General features: G+C 48.2%; 16 protein-coding genes and 1 other RNA gene. 10 read left to right on the forward strand and 7 right to left on the reverse strand.

Going from position 1 to position 20,045, the window contains the following annotated elements; all coding sequences use genetic code 11:
* Positions 1 to 34: 34 nt before the first annotated feature.
* From ICN24_RS04665 to trxA, 5 genes are all read right to left on the reverse strand, one after another.
* On the reverse strand, positions 35 to 1,426 hold the full coding sequence (locus ICN24_RS04665; protein ID WP_216221697.1) for an MATE family efflux transporter: 1,392 nt from the start codon (positions 1,424 to 1,426) through the stop codon (positions 35 to 37).
* A 3-nt stretch (positions 1,427 to 1,429) separates the two neighbouring features.
* A complete protein-coding gene (locus ICN24_RS04670; protein ID WP_216221700.1) occupies positions 1,430 to 3,148 on the reverse strand; it encodes a glycosyltransferase family 39 protein in 1,719 nt (572 codons plus the stop codon).
* Between the two features lie 102 nt (positions 3,149 to 3,250).
* On the reverse strand, positions 3,251 to 3,598 hold the full coding sequence (locus ICN24_RS04675) for a type B 50S ribosomal protein L31 (RefSeq protein ID WP_216221701.1): 348 nt from the start codon (positions 3,596 to 3,598) through the stop codon (positions 3,251 to 3,253).
* Between the two features lie 198 nt (positions 3,599 to 3,796).
* Positions 3,797 to 5,059 carry a transcription termination factor Rho gene (gene rho / locus ICN24_RS04680; protein WP_216221703.1) on the reverse strand — a complete coding sequence of 421 codons (1,263 nt, stop codon included), beginning with the start codon at positions 5,057 to 5,059 and terminating at the stop codon, positions 3,797 to 3,799.
* Between the two features lie 266 nt (positions 5,060 to 5,325).
* Positions 5,326 to 5,652 carry a thioredoxin TrxA gene (gene trxA, locus ICN24_RS04685; protein ID WP_068948270.1) on the reverse strand — a complete coding sequence of 109 codons (327 nt, stop codon included), beginning with the start codon at positions 5,650 to 5,652 and terminating at the stop codon, positions 5,326 to 5,328.
* Between the two features lie 110 nt (positions 5,653 to 5,762).
* Here trxA and ICN24_RS04690 point away from each other — a divergent pair, with 110 nt between their 5' ends.
* The 7 genes from ICN24_RS04690 to ICN24_RS04720 all read left to right on the forward strand — a co-directional run bounded on the left by ICN24_RS04690 (position 5,763) and on the right by ICN24_RS04720 (position 16,065).
* Entirely contained in the window at positions 5,763 to 8,753 is a 2,991-nt protein-coding gene (locus ICN24_RS04690; protein WP_216221705.1) for a PD-(D/E)XK nuclease family protein, read from the forward strand.
* Positions 8,753 to 12,268: an exodeoxyribonuclease V subunit beta gene (locus ICN24_RS04695; RefSeq protein WP_216221707.1), complete on the forward strand. Its 3,516-nt coding sequence runs from the start codon at positions 8,753 to 8,755 to the stop codon at positions 12,266 to 12,268. Before ICN24_RS04690 ends, ICN24_RS04695 begins: the two co-directional genes overlap by 1 nt.
* Before the next feature lie 110 nt (positions 12,269 to 12,378).
* On the forward strand, positions 12,379 to 13,194 hold the full coding sequence (locus ICN24_RS04700; RefSeq protein WP_216221709.1) for a tol-pal system YbgF family protein: 816 nt from the start codon (positions 12,379 to 12,381) through the stop codon (positions 13,192 to 13,194).
* A gap of 59 nt (positions 13,195 to 13,253) precedes the next feature.
* Positions 13,254 to 13,757, forward strand: coding sequence for a DUF1993 family protein (locus ICN24_RS04705; protein ID WP_216221710.1), 504 nt, complete (start codon positions 13,254 to 13,256; stop codon positions 13,755 to 13,757).
* Positions 13,758 to 14,072: 315 nt separating this feature from the next.
* The gene (locus ICN24_RS04710) at positions 14,073 to 14,564 is read left to right on the forward strand and encodes a LexA family transcriptional regulator (protein WP_255532565.1); all 492 of its coding nucleotides are present in this window, start codon (positions 14,073 to 14,075) and stop codon (positions 14,562 to 14,564) included.
* The gene (locus tag ICN24_RS04715) at positions 14,557 to 15,873 is read left to right on the forward strand and encodes a Y-family DNA polymerase (RefSeq protein ID WP_216221714.1); all 1,317 of its coding nucleotides are present in this window, start codon (positions 14,557 to 14,559) and stop codon (positions 15,871 to 15,873) included. The genes ICN24_RS04710 and ICN24_RS04715 overlap by 8 nt, the downstream gene beginning before the upstream one ends.
* 48 nt (positions 15,874 to 15,921) lie before the next feature.
* A complete protein-coding gene (locus tag ICN24_RS04720) occupies positions 15,922 to 16,065 on the forward strand; it encodes a hypothetical protein (RefSeq protein WP_216221716.1) in 144 nt (47 codons plus the stop codon).
* Between the two features lie 82 nt (positions 16,066 to 16,147).
* Here the strand turns inward: ICN24_RS04720 and ICN24_RS04725 are convergent, their stop codons facing one another.
* Together ICN24_RS04725 and ffs are read right to left on the reverse strand one after the other, a co-directional pair.
* Positions 16,148 to 16,807: a putative quorum-sensing-regulated virulence factor gene (locus tag ICN24_RS04725; RefSeq protein WP_216221718.1), complete on the reverse strand. Its 660-nt coding sequence runs from the start codon at positions 16,805 to 16,807 to the stop codon at positions 16,148 to 16,150.
* Positions 16,808 to 17,097: 290 nt separating this feature from the next.
* An RNA gene (gene ffs, locus ICN24_RS04730) (signal recognition particle sRNA small type) lies at positions 17,098 to 17,196 on the reverse strand.
* 32 nt (positions 17,197 to 17,228) lie between these two features.
* On the opposite strand from ffs, the gene dnaX reads away from it, so the two are divergent.
* Genes dnaX through recR form a run of 3 tightly spaced genes read left to right on the forward strand, consistent with a single transcriptional unit; the run spans position 17,229 to position 19,927 of the window.
* Positions 17,229 to 18,914 carry a DNA polymerase III subunit gamma/tau gene (dnaX, locus tag ICN24_RS04735; RefSeq protein ID WP_216221720.1) on the forward strand — a complete coding sequence of 562 codons (1,686 nt, stop codon included), beginning with the start codon at positions 17,229 to 17,231 and terminating at the stop codon, positions 18,912 to 18,914.
* A gap of 45 nt (positions 18,915 to 18,959) precedes the next feature.
* On the forward strand, positions 18,960 to 19,283 hold the full coding sequence (locus tag ICN24_RS04740; RefSeq protein WP_216221721.1) for a YbaB/EbfC family nucleoid-associated protein: 324 nt from the start codon (positions 18,960 to 18,962) through the stop codon (positions 19,281 to 19,283).
* Between the two features lie 29 nt (positions 19,284 to 19,312).
* A complete protein-coding gene (gene recR / locus ICN24_RS04745; RefSeq protein WP_216221722.1) occupies positions 19,313 to 19,927 on the forward strand; it encodes a recombination mediator RecR in 615 nt (204 codons plus the stop codon).
* Positions 19,928 to 20,045 lie beyond the last annotated feature (118 nt).

The raw sequence follows: 20,045 nt of genomic DNA on the forward strand, positions 1-20,045 counted from the left end.
TCGTCAGCAATGACCTCGCCCTTGAACGAAGGGTTTAGACCTCTACCGGCGGATGCGTTTTTTCATAGCGCTCCGCCGTTTTTCTAAAGAGGTAGAGCAGTAAGCAAGCGGCTAAGCCTAGGCTGATGCTGTTGCCAGCCCAAAAACCGTTAGCACCTTGCAAGAAGGCAGGTGTATTGCCCAGTACATTAAAGCCCATCAAATAGCCGCCACCTAGGCCAACACCCCATAAAGAGCCTGCATAGATCACCATAGGCCAAAAAGCAATGCGATAGGCGCGCAGAATAAAAGCGGCAGTTACTTGCAAAGCATCAAAGACTTGATAAAAAGCAATAAATAAAAATAGCGGCACTGAAAATACTTTGACTGCAGCGGGTGGGTCGTATAGATCCAGTAATTGCATGCGAAATACCCACACAGCAATGCCAATGGTGATGCACAGCGTGGTGGTAAAAAAGACGGAGGACCAACCGATCTCTTCTGCGCGCTCAGGTTTTTTTGCGCCAATCGATTGCGATACCAAAGTCATCGTAGCAATGGATAGGGATAGGGGTACCATGTAAATGACAGTGCCCATATTGGCGACAATCTGATGGCCTGCTAAAGCAGTGGTACCCAGACGAGCAATAAATAAAGACATGAAAGTAAATGAAGTTACTTCGATCAAATAGCTAAAGCCAATCGGAGCGCCTAGCTTGAGCAAAGTCCAGATCCGATGCCAGTCCGGTGCGCTAAAACGTTCAAAAATATGAAAAGGTCGATAGAAACGATCAAACAGAACAAAGCCCAAGGTCATGAGCAACCAAGACCAGTTAATGATGACGGTCGCTACTGCACAACCTGGGCCACCCATGCCTTCGATACCTAAGCCGCCATAGATAAAGAGGAGGTTAAGCGGTAGCTTGAGTCCTAAGCCGATGAGCTGAACTACGGTAATCACAGCAGGTCGTGAGACAGCATTGTGCAGTGCCATTAAGACACGCATGCCCATGCTAGCTGGCAGACCCAAAGCAAGGATGTTGAGATAGAGGCGGGCCTTACCTTCAATATCAGGGCTCACACGCGAGATGGCTAAGAGATGATCAGCATTGAGAAGAATGAAACAGCCTAGTACGGTAAGGCCTACTGCAAGCCAGGTTGCTTGACGCACTTCCTCGCCAATGTCGCTAAAACGTTTAGCTCCAAATAGCTGCCCAGCAATTGGAGCAAGCGCAGAGATAACGCCAGTAAGGCCAACATATATGCTGATGAAGATGGCGGAGGCCATTGCCAGCGCAGCCAGATCTTCGGCGGAGTAGCGGGCGGTCATGGCGGTGTCTAGAACACCAAAGGCAATCACCGCTAGCTGGCCGATTAATAGAGGGCCAGCCAGTCTGAGTAGAGCGGGGATGTCCTCGCGCAAGCGCGATAGTTTAAAGTGCAGCACGCATTACTCCGGAACGACTTCGTAAAGGCGTAGGCGTTCGTCGCGGTCTGCTGCGCGACGATCTTCCCAGAGTAGGTGTAGCTTTTTATTATTGAGTTGAGCGTATGCTTTTGCTTCAGATTGATTGTGCGTCAGCATCCATGGACAGTTCGGATCATCACGTAAAGTGAGTTTGGTGAAGTAATCAAATGAAGCAAGCTGCGCCAGGCCAATATTGCTGGTATTGATGCAGCCAGCACCGGAGGGAACTACTTGCGATAGGCGTGCAGAAACCTGGCGATAGGTTTTGGCGTAATTAATCGTTGGCAACCACAGGGTCATTAATAGAACCCACATGAGTGTGGTGCCGGAAGCTGAAATGATGAGGCAGCGCCAGATCTCTTTTGGGGCACGTGAGGTTCTCCAGCGCACAATCGCCAACCACACGCCTGTAATTGCTAGTGCAATGACAAATGCCAAGACATTAAATTGCCCCTCAAAACCGGGGAGTAAGCGAGTGATGTTTGCCGCAGTGGTCTCTGGATAGCCAGTGACTTTGGCTATCCAAATAATCCAAATGGCTAGTGCAATGAGTGTGAAGCTAAATAATGCGAACCAATCAATAAAACTAATGACACTACGCTTGAGAATGGGCAAGCTAAATGCAGCAATGATCGAAAGACTGGGTATCAAAATCATCAAGTCATGCTCATTGGCCTCAAGGCGAAACAGTACATAAATCAAGCTGCCAATAAATAAGCTCAGTGGAATGCAAAGATGCGGTGCGCGCCAAGCGCCAGCTTCCTTCATGCGACCCCAGTGCGCCAAAGAGATCGCAGCGAGAGGCCACACTGGCCAGGCATAAGCCCAAAAGTTCACACTCAAAAAGCCGAGGGATTCTATAGAAGGGGTGGCGCGCATCTCTGGCATATTGCGCCAGCCTTCTTCGGCAATATGGCGCCACTCTACTGGTAAACCTGTGAGATACCAAATGGCAGGCCAAATCGCAAATCCGATGAGGCCGAGTACCGTGCTGGCAAGTGTCCAGCGAAAACGTAATTTCGCGTTACTGGCGATCACAGCAATAATCGTGGAACTCACAATGATTAAGCTCAGACTCAGATTGCTCGAGAGCGCCACAATCGTGATGCCAAAACCGGTCCAGAGGCCGCCTTGCCAGGGTTTATCTAAACCACGGACGGTGCCATACAAGACAATACTGATGCCCATGAGTTGCGCCATCATGGGAGTAGTTTCATGGGCGCGTTGCGCTAAACCTACGCATGCTAAGAAGATTAAGAGTGCACCATCGGCTAGTGTCATGCCGTAGCTCTTGAGGTCTGGCTGACCGCCGACTGCTAAGGCCATTGGTTGCACTTCACGACGACGTCCCAGTAAGTAGGTCGCATACCAAATTGCCAAGGCGGCAGCAAAGAAGCAAATCGCGGAATAAAGACGTGCTGCATTTGCAGCACCAATAAAGCGTCCAAACAAATCAATGAGGGTGGCACCCATCCAGTAAGGCAGTGGGGTGCCTAACGAAAGATCGCGGCCTGCTAGGTGTGGAACAACCCAGTCAATTGAGTTCCCGCGAAACAAGGTCCACATGCCGCCAAAACCAATGGCATCCTCATTCTTCCAGGGGTCTCTAAAGAAAAGGCCAGCAAAACCATAAATCAGAGTCAGCGCAAAAATAATGATGCGTGGAATTGACTTGGTGGCGGCAGCAGTTAGTTTGACCATGAACTCTATTTAAGCAAAATCAAAAATAAAAAAAGGCAGCAAACGCTGCCTTGATTATCTCGCAGAGAAGGGCATTGCCATACCCTGCGAATTTGAGGTGTATTAAGCCTTCTTCTTGGCTGGCTTTTCAGCGGCTTTAGCTTCTGCAGCAGCAGCTTTTTTCTCAGCTGTTTTAGCAGCGCCATCACCAGTAGCTTTAGCAACAGCCTTGCTACCGAATTTCTGACGGAATTTCTCAACACGACCAGCGGTATCCATGATTTTTTGGGTGCCGGTGTAGAAAGGGTGTGATTCAGATGAAGTCTCAATTTTGGCCAATGGATATTCATTGCCATCTTCCCACTTAATGGTTTCTTTAGTAGCCATTGTGGAGCGAGTCTTGAAGCTGAAATTGTTAGAAACGTCAACAAAGACGATTTCACGATATTCGGGGTGAATGCCAGGTTTCATTTTGAGTCCTATTAGCGGGTAGCCGTTTAAGTTAAATCCAACTTCTTAACCTAAATACTTTCCCAGGTTTTAAAAGCAGCTACAGATGTAGCAAAAGCGAAATTATGCCATGAAATCAACAACAAAGCGCCGTCAGGCAAAGCAAAAGGGGCTAAAAAGCCCCTTTTATGCCTAAAAACGACCCCTAGGGGGTCTAAATTAGCCTCCGCGACGCATGAGGTCGAAGAATTCACCATTGTTTTTAGTGGATTTGAGCTTATCTACGATGAAGTTCATTGCCTCGATATCGTCCATATCGGCCAATAACTTGCGCAATACCCAAATCTTCTGAAGATTCTCGGCTTTGACCAAGAGTTCTTCGCGACGGGTGCCTGACTTATTCAGGTTGATTGACGGGTAAACACGACGCTCAGCCAGGCGACGCTCAAGGTGAACTTCCATATTGCCGGTACCTTTGAATTCCTCATAAATGAGGTCATCCATACGGCTACCGGTTTCAATCAGTGCGGTAGCAATGATGGTCAATGAGCCGCCTTCTTCAATATTTCGTGCTGCACCAAAGAAGCGTTTTGGACGTTGCAATGCATTGGCATCCACACCACCAGAGAGTACTTTTCCTGAGGAAGGTACTACGGTGTTGTAGGCGCGGGCTAAACGCGTGATGGAGTCTAGCAAGATGATGACGTCTTTACCCATCTCTACCAAACGTTTTGCTTTTTCAATCACCATCTCGGCAACTTGAACGTGACGCACAGCTGGCTCATCAAAGGTTGAGGCAACAACTTCACCGCGAACGGAGCGTTGCATTTCAGTAACTTCTTCAGGGCGCTCATCTACGAGCAACACAATCAAAATGGCATCTGGATTATTTGCAGAAATCGCATGCGCGATGTGTTGCATCATTACGGTCTTACCAGACTTTGGAGATGCCACGATTAAGCCGCGCTGACCGTAACCAATTGGCGAAATCATATCGATGATGCGGCCGGTGAGATTCTCTTCGGCCTTGATATCACGCTCTAAGCTAATGACGCGGTTCGGGTGGAGCGGTGTTAAGTTTTCGAACATGATGCGGTTCTTGAGGGCCTCTGGAGCCAAACCGTTGATCTTGTCGACCTTTACCAGTGCAAAGTAACGCTCGCCATCCTTCGGGGTGCGAACTTCACCTTCTACGCTGTCACCAGTATGTAAGTTGAAGCGGCGAATCTGCGCAGGAGAGATGTAAATATCATCAGGGGAAGCCATGTAAGAGGCTTCGGGAGAGCGTAAGAATCCAAAACCATCCGGCAATACTTCTAATGTGCCATCGCCAAATACGGTTTCACCAGCCTTTGCACGTTTCTTCAAAATGGCAAACATCAATTCTTGTTTGCGCATCCGTTGTGTATTTTCAATCTCCAAGCCAGCTGCCATTTCGAGCAGAGCGGATACGTGGAGGCCTTTGAGTTCAGTTAATTGCATGTGGTTCTCGGGTGTTGGTAAAGATAAAAATAAATAAAGGGAATGTGTTTTGGGCGTTCGCTGTGCTGAATCAGTTCAGACAGATGTGGAAAAACAGAATTTTTGAATTTGCTAAAGAAGGGGGGATAAATTACTGGGAAGGAGCGCTCTAGAGAAAGCGCTGAACTACTGTTAGATGCAATACTACACTAAAAAATGGGTCTGACAAGTGCTGCAACAGGGTAAAAACCACAGGCTCAAGGGGAGAACCTGTGGTGCAGGACTATTCAGAGATGACTATCAATAAATGCAGTCAACTGAGACTTGGCCAAAGCGCCTACTTTTTGAGCAGCTACAGTGCCATTTTTGAAAAGAATCAGGGTAGGAATGCCGCGGATATTGAACTGGGCAGGTACGCCTTGGTTCTCGTCAACGTTCATTTTGGCAATTTGCAACTTATCGCCGTACTCGCCAGAAAGCTCTTCCAAGATTGGGCCAATCATTTTGCAGGGACCGCACCACTCAGCCCAGAAGTCGAGCAGAACAGGTTTATCAGACTTGAGGACGTCTTGTTCGAAAGAGGCGTCAGTTACATATTTAATGCCGGCACTCATGAAAATTCCTTATTTGGGCTTAATTAGCGAGTTATTTAATTATGGCGTTACAGCGCTTATATTAGCAATAAGCGAAACATTCTGCTCAAAATAGAAAAATTACTTCATTCATGCCCCAGTCTTTCCCTCGGATTTCTGACCAAAAGCAGCCACATGCCTGGGCGATTGCGCCCAACGCTGGGGCGCTCGATGCGTTAGCCGGAGGCATTTGGAATTGTGCAGTGCAAACCCAGCAGCGCCCCTTGGTAGTGCTGAGTACCGCAGGCCCCCTAATCGGGGTGAGATCGGCACTGGAAAAAAATCGACCCAGCGCTCTACCAAGCAATCTTGCTTTCTTGCCTCAAGTGATGAGTTTTGCCGATTGGTTAGAAGTCGCACCAGGCGCCTGGAAGTTTCCTAAAAAGCAAAGTGACCTAGAGAGGTGGATCTCGGTTTATGTCAATTTGCGTAAACACCCGAAGCTCAAATCTTGGTTTAAGGCAGAGAGCGATTCAGGTGCATGGGGTTTAGCAAAAGCCGTGATTGATGCATGCGATATTTTGTCTGAAGCCATCATTCCACAATTGCAAGAACAGCTAAACCAGGTCATTCAGAGTGGTTCACTCGATGTTGATGTGTGGACCAAGCAACTAGAAGTTCTCCTTGAAAAAACTATCGCACTTGCATATCCAGATCTGTCACGAAAAGTAGTAGATCAAGAATCTGAGGTCTTACTCACTTTTTGGCGCTACTTGAGTGGGGCTGGTGATGCCGTCTTTCGTAGGCAGTTTGCTATGGCAGCTCACCTAGAGCAGGCCAAGACTCAGCTACAAAAGCCTAGGCCGCTCATTTGGGTGCAAACCGCCGACCCTAAGCCCATTGAGCGCGAGGTCATGCGCCAGTATCTGGCTGACTACGCCCAATATGCCCCCGTAGTAGAGGTCACTTTAGATTGGCGGTCTGTGGCTTTATGGTCTGAGGCGCTTGGTGGAGAAAGTGAAGCAGGGGAGTTGCTTGATTTAAATGCAGAGCAGTCTGAACAGCTTGCAAACAATATTCGCTTGGCACCATCTTCAAATTGGCATTTGATTTCTGCGAGACGATTTGAAGAATTGGCTTGGGCTGCCACTAAATCGATCGAGACCCACCTTATTGAGGGTAAGAAAAATATTGCACTCGTTGCGCAAGATCGTTTGGTGGCGCGAAGAGTCAGGGCGTTATTAGCGCGCTTGGGCCCAGCCTTAAATATCCGTGATGAAACAGGTTGGAAATTGGATACCACTCGTGCAGCTGCAGCACTCAATAGTTGGTTAGAGCTAATACGTGCCCCCAAGGAGGGACCGACGGCTAGCGCCTTATTGGAGTTTTTGCAGAATCCTTTTCTCGATATCCCTGCGTGTATTCAAAAGACGCCTGAAGTTTGTATTGGTCTGGTGGCGCAATTAGAAGATATTCTGATTGCCAGTCAGGCGAGGTCTGGCTGGGAAACCTTCTACATGGCCGTTGAGCGCGCCAATGATTACGCTGCAAATCATGATTCCATCCCCAATGAGGCACTCTTAAAGTTATTGCAGTTTGTCAGGGAGCGCCACCATGCATGGCAAGAGCTTTCTCTCAATTGCGCTAATGCATACGCGCTCTTACAGCGTGATTTGCAAGACATGGGCATGACTCAGGCTTTAGAAAAAGATGCCGCTGGTAAGCAGCTCTTAGAGGTGATGCATACCTTCGATTTGCAGGGTACCGATTACCAGAGTGTCGGCATGCGTTTGCCCGAGTGGATTAGTTTGATGAAGTCGGTGATGGAAGAAGCATCGTATGAGGAGGCTGGTAAAGAGACTCAAGCGAACTTGAGTATTCTGCCCTTAAGTGCAACGCGCTTCAGAGTGTTTGATGCGGTAGTTGTGGTGGGTTGTGATGAGCAGCATTTACCCGCATTTGCGGAGCCCCCATTATTTTTCTCAGATGCACTCAATCGCTTGCTCAAAGCATCCACGATCAATGCGCAATATATTCAGCAGGCTAGAGACTTTTCCCAGTTATTGATTTCTTGCGCCAGCGTAGATCTGCTGTGGCAGAGCAAGAGTAAAAGCGGCGAACCGCTTAGGCCATCAGCCTGGATACAGCGATTACAAGCGGAGTTACCGCACTGGAAAGCAATGGTGTCTCAGCCTCAGTTGCTCGAAGGCAAAGCAAAACCGCTCCAACAGGCAATGACCACCTTAGATCGCGACTTGCCTTTACCGCTATCGATGAGCCCAAGCGCGTATAAGGCATTACGTGACTGCCCATACAAATACTATGTCCGCAGTGTGTTGGGCTTGCGCGAAGCAAAAGAATTTGAAGACGGCTTTGATGCTTCTCTGGCGGGACAATCGCTCCATGCGTTACTGCGCAACTTCTATCAAGCACTCAAGACCGAAGAGCAACAGCCCGATACCCAAATCACGAGTAACACGCAAGCGCGCCGCTTGTGGATGGAGCGCCAGCTCAATACCATTTCTGAAAAAGAATTTAAGCGCTTGATCGAAGGGGATGGCAGAGTTTTGGGAACGCTGCGGGACTGGCAGAAGCAAATACCAAGTTTTGTCGATTGGCAATTGCAAAGAGAGGCGGATGGCTGGCGCTATCACAATTCTGAGTATCAAGTGGGATTTGATTTGCGCTTTGTCGATGCGCAGGGAGAGAGTCGAGTTATTCGGATTGAAGGGCGGGCCGATCGTTTTGATATCAATACACAAGCAGGTCAGATCGCTGAGGTGATTGATTACAAAAATCAGTCCATCACAAAAATCAAAAAGCGTGCCGAGCATCTGTTAGACGATCCTCAATTGCTGATATACGCCCGTGCTGCTAATGAAAATCCCCAAGGAGCAGGGCTACAGGGTTATGCGGTTCAAAAAGCGGAGTGGGTCTCTCTGAAGGCGGATCTTAAGCGCGACAAAAAACTGCAGCGCGCCTTAGAGATGGATAGTGTTTCTGAACTCATGCCAGCGTTTGATGAGCAGTTGACGCAAGACCTACAACAACTTTGGTCAGGTAAAGCGTTGGTGGCATTTGCGCCTGATGGCGTATGTCAATACTGTGAGGCAAGAGGTATTTGTCGGAAGGGGATGTGGTGATGAAGCAGTTTGATAATGCTATCGCTTGCGATCCCCATCAATCCGTCATTGTGTCGGCATGTGCCGGTAGCGGAAAGACATGGTTATTAGTCGCCCGCATGATTCGTCTCTTATTGGCTGGCGCTAAACCCCATGAAATTCTGGCCTTAACGTTTACGCGCAAAGCAGCGCAAGAGATGCGTGACCGTCTGTATGGTTTGTTACAGGAATTCTCAACCGCTGATGACCTCACGCTGAGTAATGAGTTAGAAAAAAGAGGGCTTAGCGGTGCGGAGGCTCGAGCATTGCTTCCACAAGCAAGATCCCTCTATCTCAAAGTCTTAGCAAGCCCGCAAGGTATCGTGATCGACACTTTTCATGGTTGGTTTGGCAGGTTATTAAACGCAGCGCCTATCTCAGCGGAAGTTCAGCCTGGCTTTAGTTTGCGCGAAGATAGCAAAAGACTATTAGAGGAATGTCTGGATGATTGGTGGGGCGATCTGCCTGCGGATTTGAAAACGCACTATGACGTTCTCTTAAATGAATTGGGCGCGAGTAATACCCAGCAGTTTTTGATGGGTAACTATGGCCTCATGAAACAACGTGGCGCTTGGACTTTCTTTGCTCAGGCATGTAGGGATAAAGGTATTACACCGATTGAACACTTCAAGCAATTTTTACCTAGACTAAATCTCGAAAATCCTTTGCTGCGGATGTGGCATGCACCCAATGCTAGAGCTGATTTTGAGTTTTTGATTCGCTGTTTTGCCCATAGCAGTACTCAAGAGAGTGATTTATTGCCGCGCTTAGTCAATGCACTCGAGTGTATGCAGCGTGGTGGCGATGTGATGGAAGTGGCGAACAATCTGCAGCTCGTGTTTTTAACGGGCGAGGGCGATCCTCGCTCGAATAATAACAAGGCGCTTAGCGCGGTGAAGATGTATTTAAAAGATGAGGGTTTGAGCCATCTAGAGGCTGATCACATTGCCTACAAGCAAGCCTGGGCACAAGCTTTTGTTGAATACTTAGATTGGCAAGCTGAAAAAACCGTATATGAACTAAACCGAGCCTGGTTTGCGATGAGTGAGCGCATGATGGATCATGTCGCTGCGACAAAAGAGGCGATGCGCGTACGCGATTTTGATGACTTGGAAATTGGTGTCAGTAAGTTAATGGCCAGCTCTGCGAATGCTGCCTATCTGCAAGCCCGCTTAGATGCTAAATACAAACATATCTTGATCGATGAGTTTCAGGATACGAATCCTTTGCAATGGCAAATATTGCGCTCTTGGTTTGAGGGCTATGGTGAAGATCAAAACAAACCAAGTGTCTTTATTGTGGGAGATCCGAAGCAGTCCATCTACCGATTCCGAAGGGCAGACCCTCGTTTATTTGCGAGCGCTAAAGACTTCTTAAAAGAGCATCTGAATGCAATAGCGCTCGATCAAGACACAACGCGTCGCAATGCGCCAAAAATTAACTCAGCAGTCAACGCTACTTTTGCCCGCCCCCAGTTACCCCCTAGTTATGAGTTTCATGAGCAATCTACTTTGTGGAAGCCCTTGGCAGAGGGGTGTCCAGCTCAAGCGTATGCAAAAGAGGGTGAGGCCGCCTTATTGCCACTGATTCCTTACGTCAAGGAAGAGTTAGCGCCTCGCATTGGAAACGCTTTTGATGCGCCCATTACCGATGTTAATCAAACTGTTGCTGCTACACAGCGCTACGTCGAAGGTCAGGTAATTAGTCGGTTGATTCATCAAGTGATGGCAACACATCAAGTGATGGATGAGCAAGATGGCAAGATGGTTTGGCGGGCAGCTAGGGCGAGCGACTTTCTGTTGCTGGTCAAGCGCCGTAAATACTTGCCGCAGTTTGAGAGAGCGTTGCGTGAGGCTAATCTAGCCTATGACAGTTCTCGCTTGGGCGGTTTACTCAATACTTTGGAGATTGATGACTTAGTGGCATTGCTAACAGTCTTATTGTCGCCACGACACGATTTGCCTTTAGCGCAAGTCTTAAGAAGCCCCATCTTTGGCTTTACCAATCAGCAGATGCAGCATCTGAGTATTGCTAGGGCGAGCCATCCATACCGCTCTTGGTGGGATGCATTGCAGGATAGTTCCGATGCCTTAACGCAACAGGCAGCGTATTTTTTAGAGCATTGGCGTGTTTTGGCTGAGCGCTTGCCTGTTCATGACTTGTTGGATCAAATCTATCAAGAAAGTAATTTACGTTTTGCTTATGCGATCAGTGCCCCACCTTTAAATCGCGCGCAGATCATAGCCAACCTGGATGCCTTCTTGGAGTTATCACTTAATCAAGATGGTGGTCGTTATCCTAGTTTGAGTCGCTTTATTGATGAGATCAATACGATGCGTCGCGGGGATGATGATGAAACGCCCGATGAGGGTGATGTCGAGGCTGAAGCTGAGCTAGATTTAGCGCAGATCGATGAAGAAAGCGAGATGTCAGAAGAGGATCGCCATCAGCGCGTGCGCCTCATGACGATTCATGGTGCAAAAGGCTTGGAGTCTCCCTTTGTCATCATCTTGGACGCTAACCATACGGTGGGTGCTTCTGATCACTCTGGAGTGCTGCTCGAATGGTCACCAAATGACCGAAGCCCAGCGCATGTATCGATGTATACCAAAGCCAGCCTTACTGCGCCGCGTAGCAGTATTCGCGATGATGAAGAGCTAATTAGTCAGAATGAAAACTGGAACTTACTCTACGTTGCGATGACGCGCGCTAAGCAGGGCCTGTGGATTAGTGGTGTAGCAAAAGAAGCTAGCACGAATAATCCCACTGGCTTAGATCCAAAGTCCTGGTATGCCAGAGTGCAGCTTGGTAATCTGCCGACGATAGAGGCATTACCAGCAATGTCGGAGGATATTGCTAAAGAATCAAATACTCCGGTAGCTAGCACTCAAAGTCCAGATACTTTTAGTATCGAAGACTTTCAAGTGTCATGGGATCCAGCAAAGCGCAATCATGAGCAGCAGCTACTGGAGATCGCGAGTGGTACTTCGGTACAGATCAATCGGGATGAGGTAGAACAAACGCTTGACCCAGAAATTCTGGAAGAGGGTACGCATTTTCATAAGCTCTTAGAATTCTTGACGCCAGACTCAGCTAGTGCGAAAAAACCTCCAATGCCTAGTGAACAGGAGCTCATGCATTGGCTCGGCGTGGATCAATCGCATGCCCAGCAAGTGATCGAGCGTACCAAGACCGTATTAGAAGCCTCAGAGCTCAAACTCTATCTCACCTCCGGCCAATGGCTTGCTGCATGGAATGAGTTGGATATAGCGAGCAAGGATGGCAAGAGCTATCGCATGGACCGTTTGGTAGAGTTGGACGATCATCTGGCCATCATCGACTACAAGCTCACGATTCCAGAGGTGGGCAGTGAGAAGTATGAGCACTACCGTAAGCAACTCCAAAACTATCGGACTGAACTTACCCGAATTCGGCCAGATAAGCCCAATAAGGCTTTCTTGATATCTGCTGAAGGGAAGATGCACCAGATTGGCTAGGCTGGCGATCTTGAATTCCCCTTAAAAGCCCCCATATAGATGGGGAATAGAAAAAATACCTAAACAAGTGATAATAAGAATCGCAGCAAAACATCCCACAAGGAGTCATGATGAAAATGCGTAATTTGCTTCAGTTCTTCGTCGGCGTATTCGCAAGCGTTCTATTGCTGACGAGTAATCTGGCTTTTGCAGAGCCGACATTGCCCGAAGTCTATCAAGCTATTGAGTCAGGGCAATTGGCTAAGGCTGATGCCATGATGCAAGAAGTCCTTAAGAACCACCCTAATAGCGGCAAAGCCCACTACATTGCTTCTGAGTTGTATCTCAAAGAAGGCAAGTTGGATGCCGCTAGAAATGCCTTTGTACAAGCAGAAAACTTAGCGCCAGGATTGCCTTTTGCGCAACCAGAATCCGTACAGCGTTTGCAGGCGCAGTTGCGTGCGGGCACTGTCCCAGCGAATAACATGAACACCAATGCGGGCGCTGGCTCAATCTTCACGAGCCCACTCTTTTGGATTTTGATTGCGATCTTAATTGCCGGGGTGATGTTCTTTCTCAGAAAACGTCCTGATCCAGTGCAGGTCTATAACGCCCCTACAGCAAATGGCCCTTATCCAGGCGCCCCAGGAGGCTATCCTCCTGGATATCCCACTACACCAGCTGGTGGCATGGGTGGTGGACTCATGGGAAGTCTTGCAACCGGTGCCGCATTAGGCGCAGGCATGGTTGCAGGTGAAGCCTTGGCTAGCCATCTCATGGGTGGCGGTAATCATGCCAATCCAGGAAATGTGAACGGTGACTTCAATCAAGTAGGCGGTCAAGTGGATGCCCCGAATTTTGGTGTGAACGATGCTGGCTCTTGGGATGACGGCGGTGGTAGTTCTTGGGATGATGGCGGCGGCGGTGGTTTTATGGATGACGTCTGATTCATTCCTGAATAAATAACTTCATTAGCGTATTTAAAAATATAGAAAGTAATATCACCATGGCAATCTCAATGTATCAAGCATCGATTCCGCAGTTCACCAAGATGCTGACCAATCTTGCGAATATCCTGCAGAAGGGTGAAGCGTTCGCCAAAGCGAAGAACGTCGATGGCGCGGTATTGGTAGGAGATCGCCTTGCCCTCGATATGTTTCCACTCTCTAAGCAGGTACAGATTGCTTGTGATCAAGTCAAAAATGGCATGGCCCGTTTGGCCGGTATTGAGCCGCCGAAGTTTGAGGATCATGAAAGTACTTTTGCAGAGTTGCAAGAACGCATTGCAAAAACAATCGCCTTTGCGCAAAGTATTCAGCCTGCTCAAGTGGATGGCACTGAAACCAAAGAGATCAAGTTCTCGATTAAAGAATGGAACTTTGAATTTATTGGCGAGCAATACTTGTTCGCTTGGATCATGCCTAATTTCTATTTCCATGTGACGACGGCATACAACATCCTGCGTCATAACGGAGTAGAGATTGGTAAGGCCGACTTCTTAGGGGGTTAAAATAGGGCAATGACCTATTTTTCAGAACTCATGGAGACTGCAAGCCCTTGGCTTTTTCGAGCCAGTGTTTATCTCTCTAATGCGTTTCTAGATGACCCTGCAATCTTGGCTTTTGCTTTTTGCTGATCAGCGCTAAAAGTAACAAGGAGCAACAAAGCGCACCGGCAAAAGCAGTCGCACCAAACCACCTTCGGGTGGTTTTTTATTGCCTAAAATTGAGGCAATAAGCGCAAAAGCAACAAAAAAGACCTCATTTTTGCGGTTTTTACATATACTGTATAAACATACAGTATATTAACGACTATGAACCAGCAAATGAGCGAACAAAAAGTGACTCTGAGCCAGGCACCACAAGCCTTGGCAGGATATTTTGCCGCCTATGAGCTCAAGTTACTGAGCCATCGTATTTCTGCTGGATTCCCTAGTCCTGCCGCAGATTACGCTGAGGATGGCCTCGATCTGAATCAGTATCTAGTGCAGAACAAACCCGCTACTTTTATGTTCACCGTCAAAGGGGATTCGATGTTGGGTGCGGGCATTTGTGATGGCGATAAGGTGGTTGTGGATAAAGCCCTGAAGCCTAAACACAAAGATATCGTGGTTGCCGTCGTTAATGGTGAGTACACCATTAAGCGCCTCTATCAATTGCGCGGCCGCATTGAACTTCAGCCAGAGAACCCCAGCTATCAACCGATTACCTTTGCCGAAGGCGGTGAATTGCAAATCTGGGGTGTTGTGGTGGGTGTCGTGCGCAAGTACAGCAATGCCAGTAGCAGATACAGCAAGGGGGGTCAGCGAGATGAATAGCTATTTACCTAGCGCATCAAATACGCCAACTCCATTATTTGCACTAGTCGATGTGAATAATTTTTATGTGTCTTGCGAGCGGGTATTTCAGCCCAAGTTAGAAGAAGTACCGATGGTGGTGCTCTCTAATAACGATGGTTGCGCAGTAGCGCGTAGCGCCGAAGTGAAGGCGCTGGGCGTGAAGATGGGAACTCCTTGGTTTCAGATGGCAGGCCTGGCCAAGAAGCACGGGATTCAAGCCTATTCATCAAACTACACCTTGTATGGCGATATGAGTAATCGCGTGGTGCAGGTACTCAAAACCTTTACGCCTAATCTAGAGGTGTACAGCATCGACGAGAGTTTTTTGCAAATTGAAACGGTATTAAAGCAATACCAAGACACGCTAGAGCTAGGTCAAAGCATCAAGCAGAGCGTGAAAGCCAGTACTGGTCTGCCGGTATGTGTTGGTATTGGTGCCAGCAAGACTTTGGCGAAGTTTGCCAATCACTTGGCTAAAAAACATCAACAGTTTGTTGGCGTTTGTGATGTCAATGCCATGCCTAAATCTGAGCTCTACCAGTGGATGAGTGAAACAGAGGTGGGTGAGGTATGGGGTATTGGCAGGCAAATCACTAAAAAACTCAAAGCGCAAGGTATTCATAGCATCTTTGATCTCTTGCAGGTCTCTCCTCAGGTCATGCGCCAGCAATTCGGCGTAGTGATGGAGCGTCTTTGCTATGAGTTGCGTGGTACCTCATGCCTACAACTGGAAGAGGTAGCGCCAGCGAAACAGCAAATCATCGCCTCCCGTAGTTTTGGCAAGCTTGTTACCAGCCAGGCAGAGCTTGCTGAGTCAGTTGCAACCCATGCAGCGAGGGCCGCGGAGAAGCTCAGAAGTCAACATGGTGTGACGGGTGCGCTGACAGTCTTTATTCAGACCAATCCGTTTAAGCCGCATGAGCCACAACACCATCAGAGCATCACGATGCCATTGTCTGATGCTAGTGATAACACGCTGACATTAACCAATGCAGCACTCGCAGGCCTAAAACAAATCTACCAAACAGGTTTTCGGTACAAGAAGGCTGGTGTCATTCTGAATCTGATTAGCGATAAGCCTACAGTGCAGCAATCCCTGTTTGACGATATCGAATCCAAGGGCAAGTCTGCGCACTTAATGAAGGCCATGGATGAGATTAATAACCGTTTTGGTAACGCCGTCATTAGATCGGCTGCCACTGGCACCAAGCAAGCATGGCAAATGCGCTCAGGCAATAAATCACCCAACTACACCACGCAGTGGGATGAGTTGCCGGTCGTTAGATAAACCCATTAATCAATTTAGTACCCGCAACAACGCATAAAGGAGAAGCAAATGAACACAATCAGCAACTTGATGAATAACTTTAACGGTATCTCATTGGCAGTGATCATGATCCTGTCTTATTGCGCTGTGTTGAAAAACACGAAGCGCGATGAAGGTAATACAAGACAAATCTTCAATCGTAAATATCAGTAATACGGTAGAGGGCAGTAAACAAGCAGTAGGCCTAGAAGGGGAATAAGGAAATCACGGATTCCTTATTCCCTAGTAAAGGCGCTTATTTAGCTTCTAAGGCTTTGCGTAGATACTCAGACACATTGTCTTGGCGTAGCATCCATTGCTTGTAGTCACTGGGAACTTGGCTAATCGGCTCACCCTTGTGCTTGCCAAAAGGCATGATGGTCGGAATTCTGGCCTTCTCAGACATCTCCCAAAGTGCGTCCAAAGAAACTGGATGCAACTGATCAATAATTTTTCCAACAATCTTGGAGCAAATCCAAACGTCCGCTAAAGCACTATGGGCATTGCGTAATTGATCTCTAGCGGTGTCACGCTCAAAGTAATAGAGAAGGGCGCTTTGGGTATGGCTATCGAGTTCGGGCCAAAGGCTGCGTGCAAGGGCCAGGGTACAGATGCGTTTAACCTCAGGCTTACCAATCGCAAGCCAATCAAAATCAATATTGTGGCCAATCAGATATTTAGTGCCAGCAGGCAATCTAAAGGAGCTGCTAGCAGGGCAATTGACCAGCTCTTCATCCAGAATGTGATGTGTAGCAAGAGCGCCTAGGCTAATCGGTTTACCGGGGTTATAACGCTGTACCCAAGGGTTGCCTACTTCAAAGGGATTGAGTGAGGTGAGGTCAAGAGAAGCTGCTTCAATAATGACGGCGTCATTTTTATCGGTGGCTTCTACGTCAAAAATAATGGCTTGGGGCATAAGTAATTTTTCAGTTTGTATGGAGCTATTGTGCCTTGATCATCCATTGGCTTACAGCGAAATCATCTTGCGGCCCTATGAACCAAGATCTCATCGTTCTACGCTCAATCTTTCTATAGAGGAGAGATCAGTCTTGCGAGTATCTATTGAGTGTTCTCATAAGCAGCTCCAACTTTTTCGCATCTCGCTAGATGCACGAACTGTTCTGGTTTTGCTGATTATTTGGTTGATTTGGGGAATTTTCAGGATTCTGAAGATCTTCTGAATCGCTGTTTTTGCTATGGGAAAGGGTGGATGAGCCAAACCCCCGGCACTGGCAGAAATTGGGTTTGGCTGCTTCGTTCCCGACCTGACCAGGTTATCCAACCCACCATGCGGGGAGGCCCATCCAATTCCATTTTAGCTTGTTAGAATGTAAGACATGACAGCACTGGCATTGGCCCGCTCCTGGCGCCCCAAAACATTCTCTGAATTAGTAGGACAAGACCATGTGGTTAAGGCTTTAACCCATGCTCTAGATCAAGGTCGCCTACATCATGCTTGGCTCTTTACGGGTACCCGTGGGGTAGGTAAGACCACGATTGCCCGCATTATGGCCAAAGCACTCAATTGCACCGGAGCTGATGGTTCTGGCAAGATGACTTCAGAGCCGTGCGGAAAATGTCCAGCCTGCATAGAAATTGATGCAGGTCGCTTTGTTGATTACATCGAGATGGACGCTGCTAGCAATCGTGGTGTTGACGATATTGCCGCTCTATTAGAGAAGGCGGCTTATGCACCCAGTAATGGTCGTTACAAGGTTTACATGATTGACGAGGTGCATATGCTCACCAATCATGCCTTTAATGCCATGCTCAAAACATTGGAAGAGCCGCCAGAGCATGTCAAATTTATCCTGGCGACGACTGATCCACAAAAGATACCTGTAACCATTTTGTCTCGTTGCTTGCAGTTCAATCTCAAGCAAATGCCGGTGCCGCTCATTGTTGAACACCTTGAAAAAGTACTCGCCGCAGAAAAAGTGGAATATGAAGTCAATGCATTGCGTGTTCTAGCCAAAGCAGCTCAAGGCTCTATGCGTGACGCGCTATCGCTGACTGATCAAGCGATTGCCTATGCTGCTGGTAAGGTCACAGAAGAGTCTGTACGCGGTATGCTCGGCACTTTAGATGATGCTTATCTCATTCGTATTTTGGATTGCTTAATTGCTAAGGATGGCGCAAGCCTCTTAGCCGTAGCTAATGAAATGGGTGAGCGCAGCATGTCTTTCTCATTGGCATTACAAGATTTATCTAGTCTCTTGCAAAAGATTGCTGCTGCACAAGTAGTTCCCGAATCTGTTTTAGAAGATTGGCCTGAAGCAGCAGAGATTCGCCGCTTAGCGACTCAGCTCTCAAAAGAAGAGGCGCAACTCTTCTATCAAATTACGATTACTAGCCGTCCCGATTTATCACTTGCTCCAGATGAGCAAACCGGTTTTGCCATGACGCTCTTGCGCATGTTGGCTTTTCGTCCGGGCAATGGTGGTGGCGGTAGCGTAGGATCTCCAGCGCCTTCTGCACCTCCAGCGGCAAGTGCTCGCTCTGCAGCTGCTCCAGCCAATCAATCTGCTGCACCTGCCCCAAAGACAGCTCCAGCGGCAACTCAAAGCACTAGTCAAAATACTGCTCCTGCCGCAGCCTCAATAGCACCAAAGGCTGCCGCGCTAGTCGCAAGTGCTGCCGATCGTCCAGATTGGCATGCTTTGATGCGTCAACTACCAGTGCGTGGCCTCGTTCAGCAGTTGGCGTTTCAGACAGAGTTACAAGATTGGAATGATGCGGCAGCTGGTGTGCGCGCCACGATCGTGACCCCAATGCCACAGCTTGCTTCTGAGGCATCGGTAGCTCGTCTCGCGGATGCACTGACAGCCTATTTTGGTAAGCCAGTAAAAATATTAATTGAAAAAGGTGAGGTCGAAGGCAAGACTGTTGCTAAGGTCGATGCTCAGATTCACCAAGAGAAACGAATGAATGCAGAGCAAATGATTGCTGCTGATCCATTTATTCAACAATTAGAAAAAGAGTTTGGGGCCAAAGTAGTTGGCGGCTCCGTGAAGCCTCTCTAATTGTATGCAAGTTAAATAGTTCTTCGTTATTAAGGAAAAGAAGCGATGATGAAAGGTGGACTTGCTGGCCTCATGAAACAGGCTCAGCAGATGCAAGAGAAAATGAAATTGGCGCAAGAGCAATTGGCTGCGCTAGAGGTTACAGGTCAAGCTGCTGGCGGCTTGGTGAAGGTAACCGTCTCTGGTAAATACGAACTCAAGCGCGTACAAATTGATCCAGGCGCGATGGATGATCGCGAGATGTTAGAAGACCTGATCGTGACTGCCTATACCGAAGCTTTTAAACAAGTGGAAGCAGCTAGCGGTCAATTGATGTCTGGCGCTACTGCTGGTATGCCAATGCCTCCGGGCTTCAAGCTGCCTTTCTGATTCCTATTCTTACCGAACCGCTGAACTAAATGGCACGTCACGAAGCCCCACAAGATGCGCTTGGTCGTTTGATCGAGGCGTTGCGTGTATTGCCTGGAGTGGGTCCGAAGTCTGCTCAGCGGATGGCATTCTATTTGTTGCAACATGATCGTAATGGCGCAGCGGTCTTGGCGCAGTCTTTGGGGGAGGCGGTAGAGACTGTTGGCCATTGCGTGCGCTGCAATACCTTTTCAGAAACACAGATTTGCAGCACCTGTTCTGATGATCGTCGCGATCCTTCCTTGCTCTGTATTGTGGAGACGCCAGCAGATCAAGTCATGGTTGAGCAAACCTTGAGCTTTAAAGGCAATTACTTTGTATTGATGGGCCGTATCTCACCACTCGATGGCATGGGCCCTAATGAGATTCACTTTGACCGTTTGCTGACTCGTATTGAGAGTCCCGATACTGGCGTACCTATTCGGGAGGTGGTACTAGCCACCAACTTCACCAGCGAAGGTGAGGCAACAGCCCACTATATTGGCGAGGTACTCAAAGCTAAAGGCATTAAGGTCACACGTATTGCGCGTGGTATTCCCGTTGGCGGTGAGCTGGAGTATGTCGATGCCGGCACGCTTGCACGCGCTTTAATGGATCGTCGCTAATTAACTTCAGTTGTTTTTGAGGTACAGGCACGTGTCGAATCAGCGTCCCTTTGTCATCCATGCGACATAAATACTAGGTAAATTGCTCTCTTTTGGGGATAATTTGGTCTACGCCACC

This window comes from Polynucleobacter sp. UK-Kesae-W10 (assembly GCF_018881575.1).
Lineage (GTDB): Bacteria > Pseudomonadota > Gammaproteobacteria > Burkholderiales > Burkholderiaceae > Polynucleobacter.

Bases quoted from the DNA above. Each gene is read 5' to 3' on its own strand.
- ICN24_RS04710 (WP_255532565.1), top strand. From the start codon at position 14,073: ATGAGCGAACAAAAAGTGACTCTGAGCCAGGCACCACAAGCCTTGGCA.
- rho (WP_216221703.1), bottom strand. From the start codon at position 5,059: ATGCAATTAACTGAACTCAAAGGCCTCCACGTATCCGCTCTGCTCGAA.
- recR (WP_216221722.1), top strand. From the start codon at position 19,313: ATGGCACGTCACGAAGCCCCACAAGATGCGCTTGGTCGTTTGATCGAG.
- ICN24_RS04675 (WP_216221701.1), bottom strand. From the start codon at position 3,598: ATGAAACCTGGCATTCACCCCGAATATCGTGAAATCGTCTTTGTTGAC.
- trxA (WP_068948270.1), bottom strand. From the start codon at position 5,652: ATGAGTGCCGGCATTAAATATGTAACTGACGCCTCTTTCGAACAAGAC.
- ICN24_RS04700 (WP_216221709.1), top strand. From the start codon at position 12,379: ATGAAAATGCGTAATTTGCTTCAGTTCTTCGTCGGCGTATTCGCAAGC.
- ICN24_RS04715 (WP_216221714.1), top strand. From the start codon at position 14,557: ATGAATAGCTATTTACCTAGCGCATCAAATACGCCAACTCCATTATTT.
- ICN24_RS04705 (WP_216221710.1), top strand. From the start codon at position 13,254: ATGGCAATCTCAATGTATCAAGCATCGATTCCGCAGTTCACCAAGATG.
- ICN24_RS04670 (WP_216221700.1), bottom strand. From the start codon at position 3,148: ATGGTCAAACTAACTGCTGCCGCCACCAAGTCAATTCCACGCATCATT.
- ICN24_RS04725 (WP_216221718.1), bottom strand. From the start codon at position 16,807: ATGCCCCAAGCCATTATTTTTGACGTAGAAGCCACCGATAAAAATGAC.
- dnaX (WP_216221720.1), top strand. From the start codon at position 17,229: ATGACAGCACTGGCATTGGCCCGCTCCTGGCGCCCCAAAACATTCTCT.
- ICN24_RS04740 (WP_216221721.1), top strand. From the start codon at position 18,960: ATGATGAAAGGTGGACTTGCTGGCCTCATGAAACAGGCTCAGCAGATG.
- ICN24_RS04690 (WP_216221705.1), top strand. From the start codon at position 5,763: ATGCCCCAGTCTTTCCCTCGGATTTCTGACCAAAAGCAGCCACATGCC.
- ICN24_RS04720 (WP_216221716.1), top strand. From the start codon at position 15,922: ATGAACACAATCAGCAACTTGATGAATAACTTTAACGGTATCTCATTG.
- ICN24_RS04695 (WP_216221707.1), top strand. From the start codon at position 8,753: ATGAAGCAGTTTGATAATGCTATCGCTTGCGATCCCCATCAATCCGTC.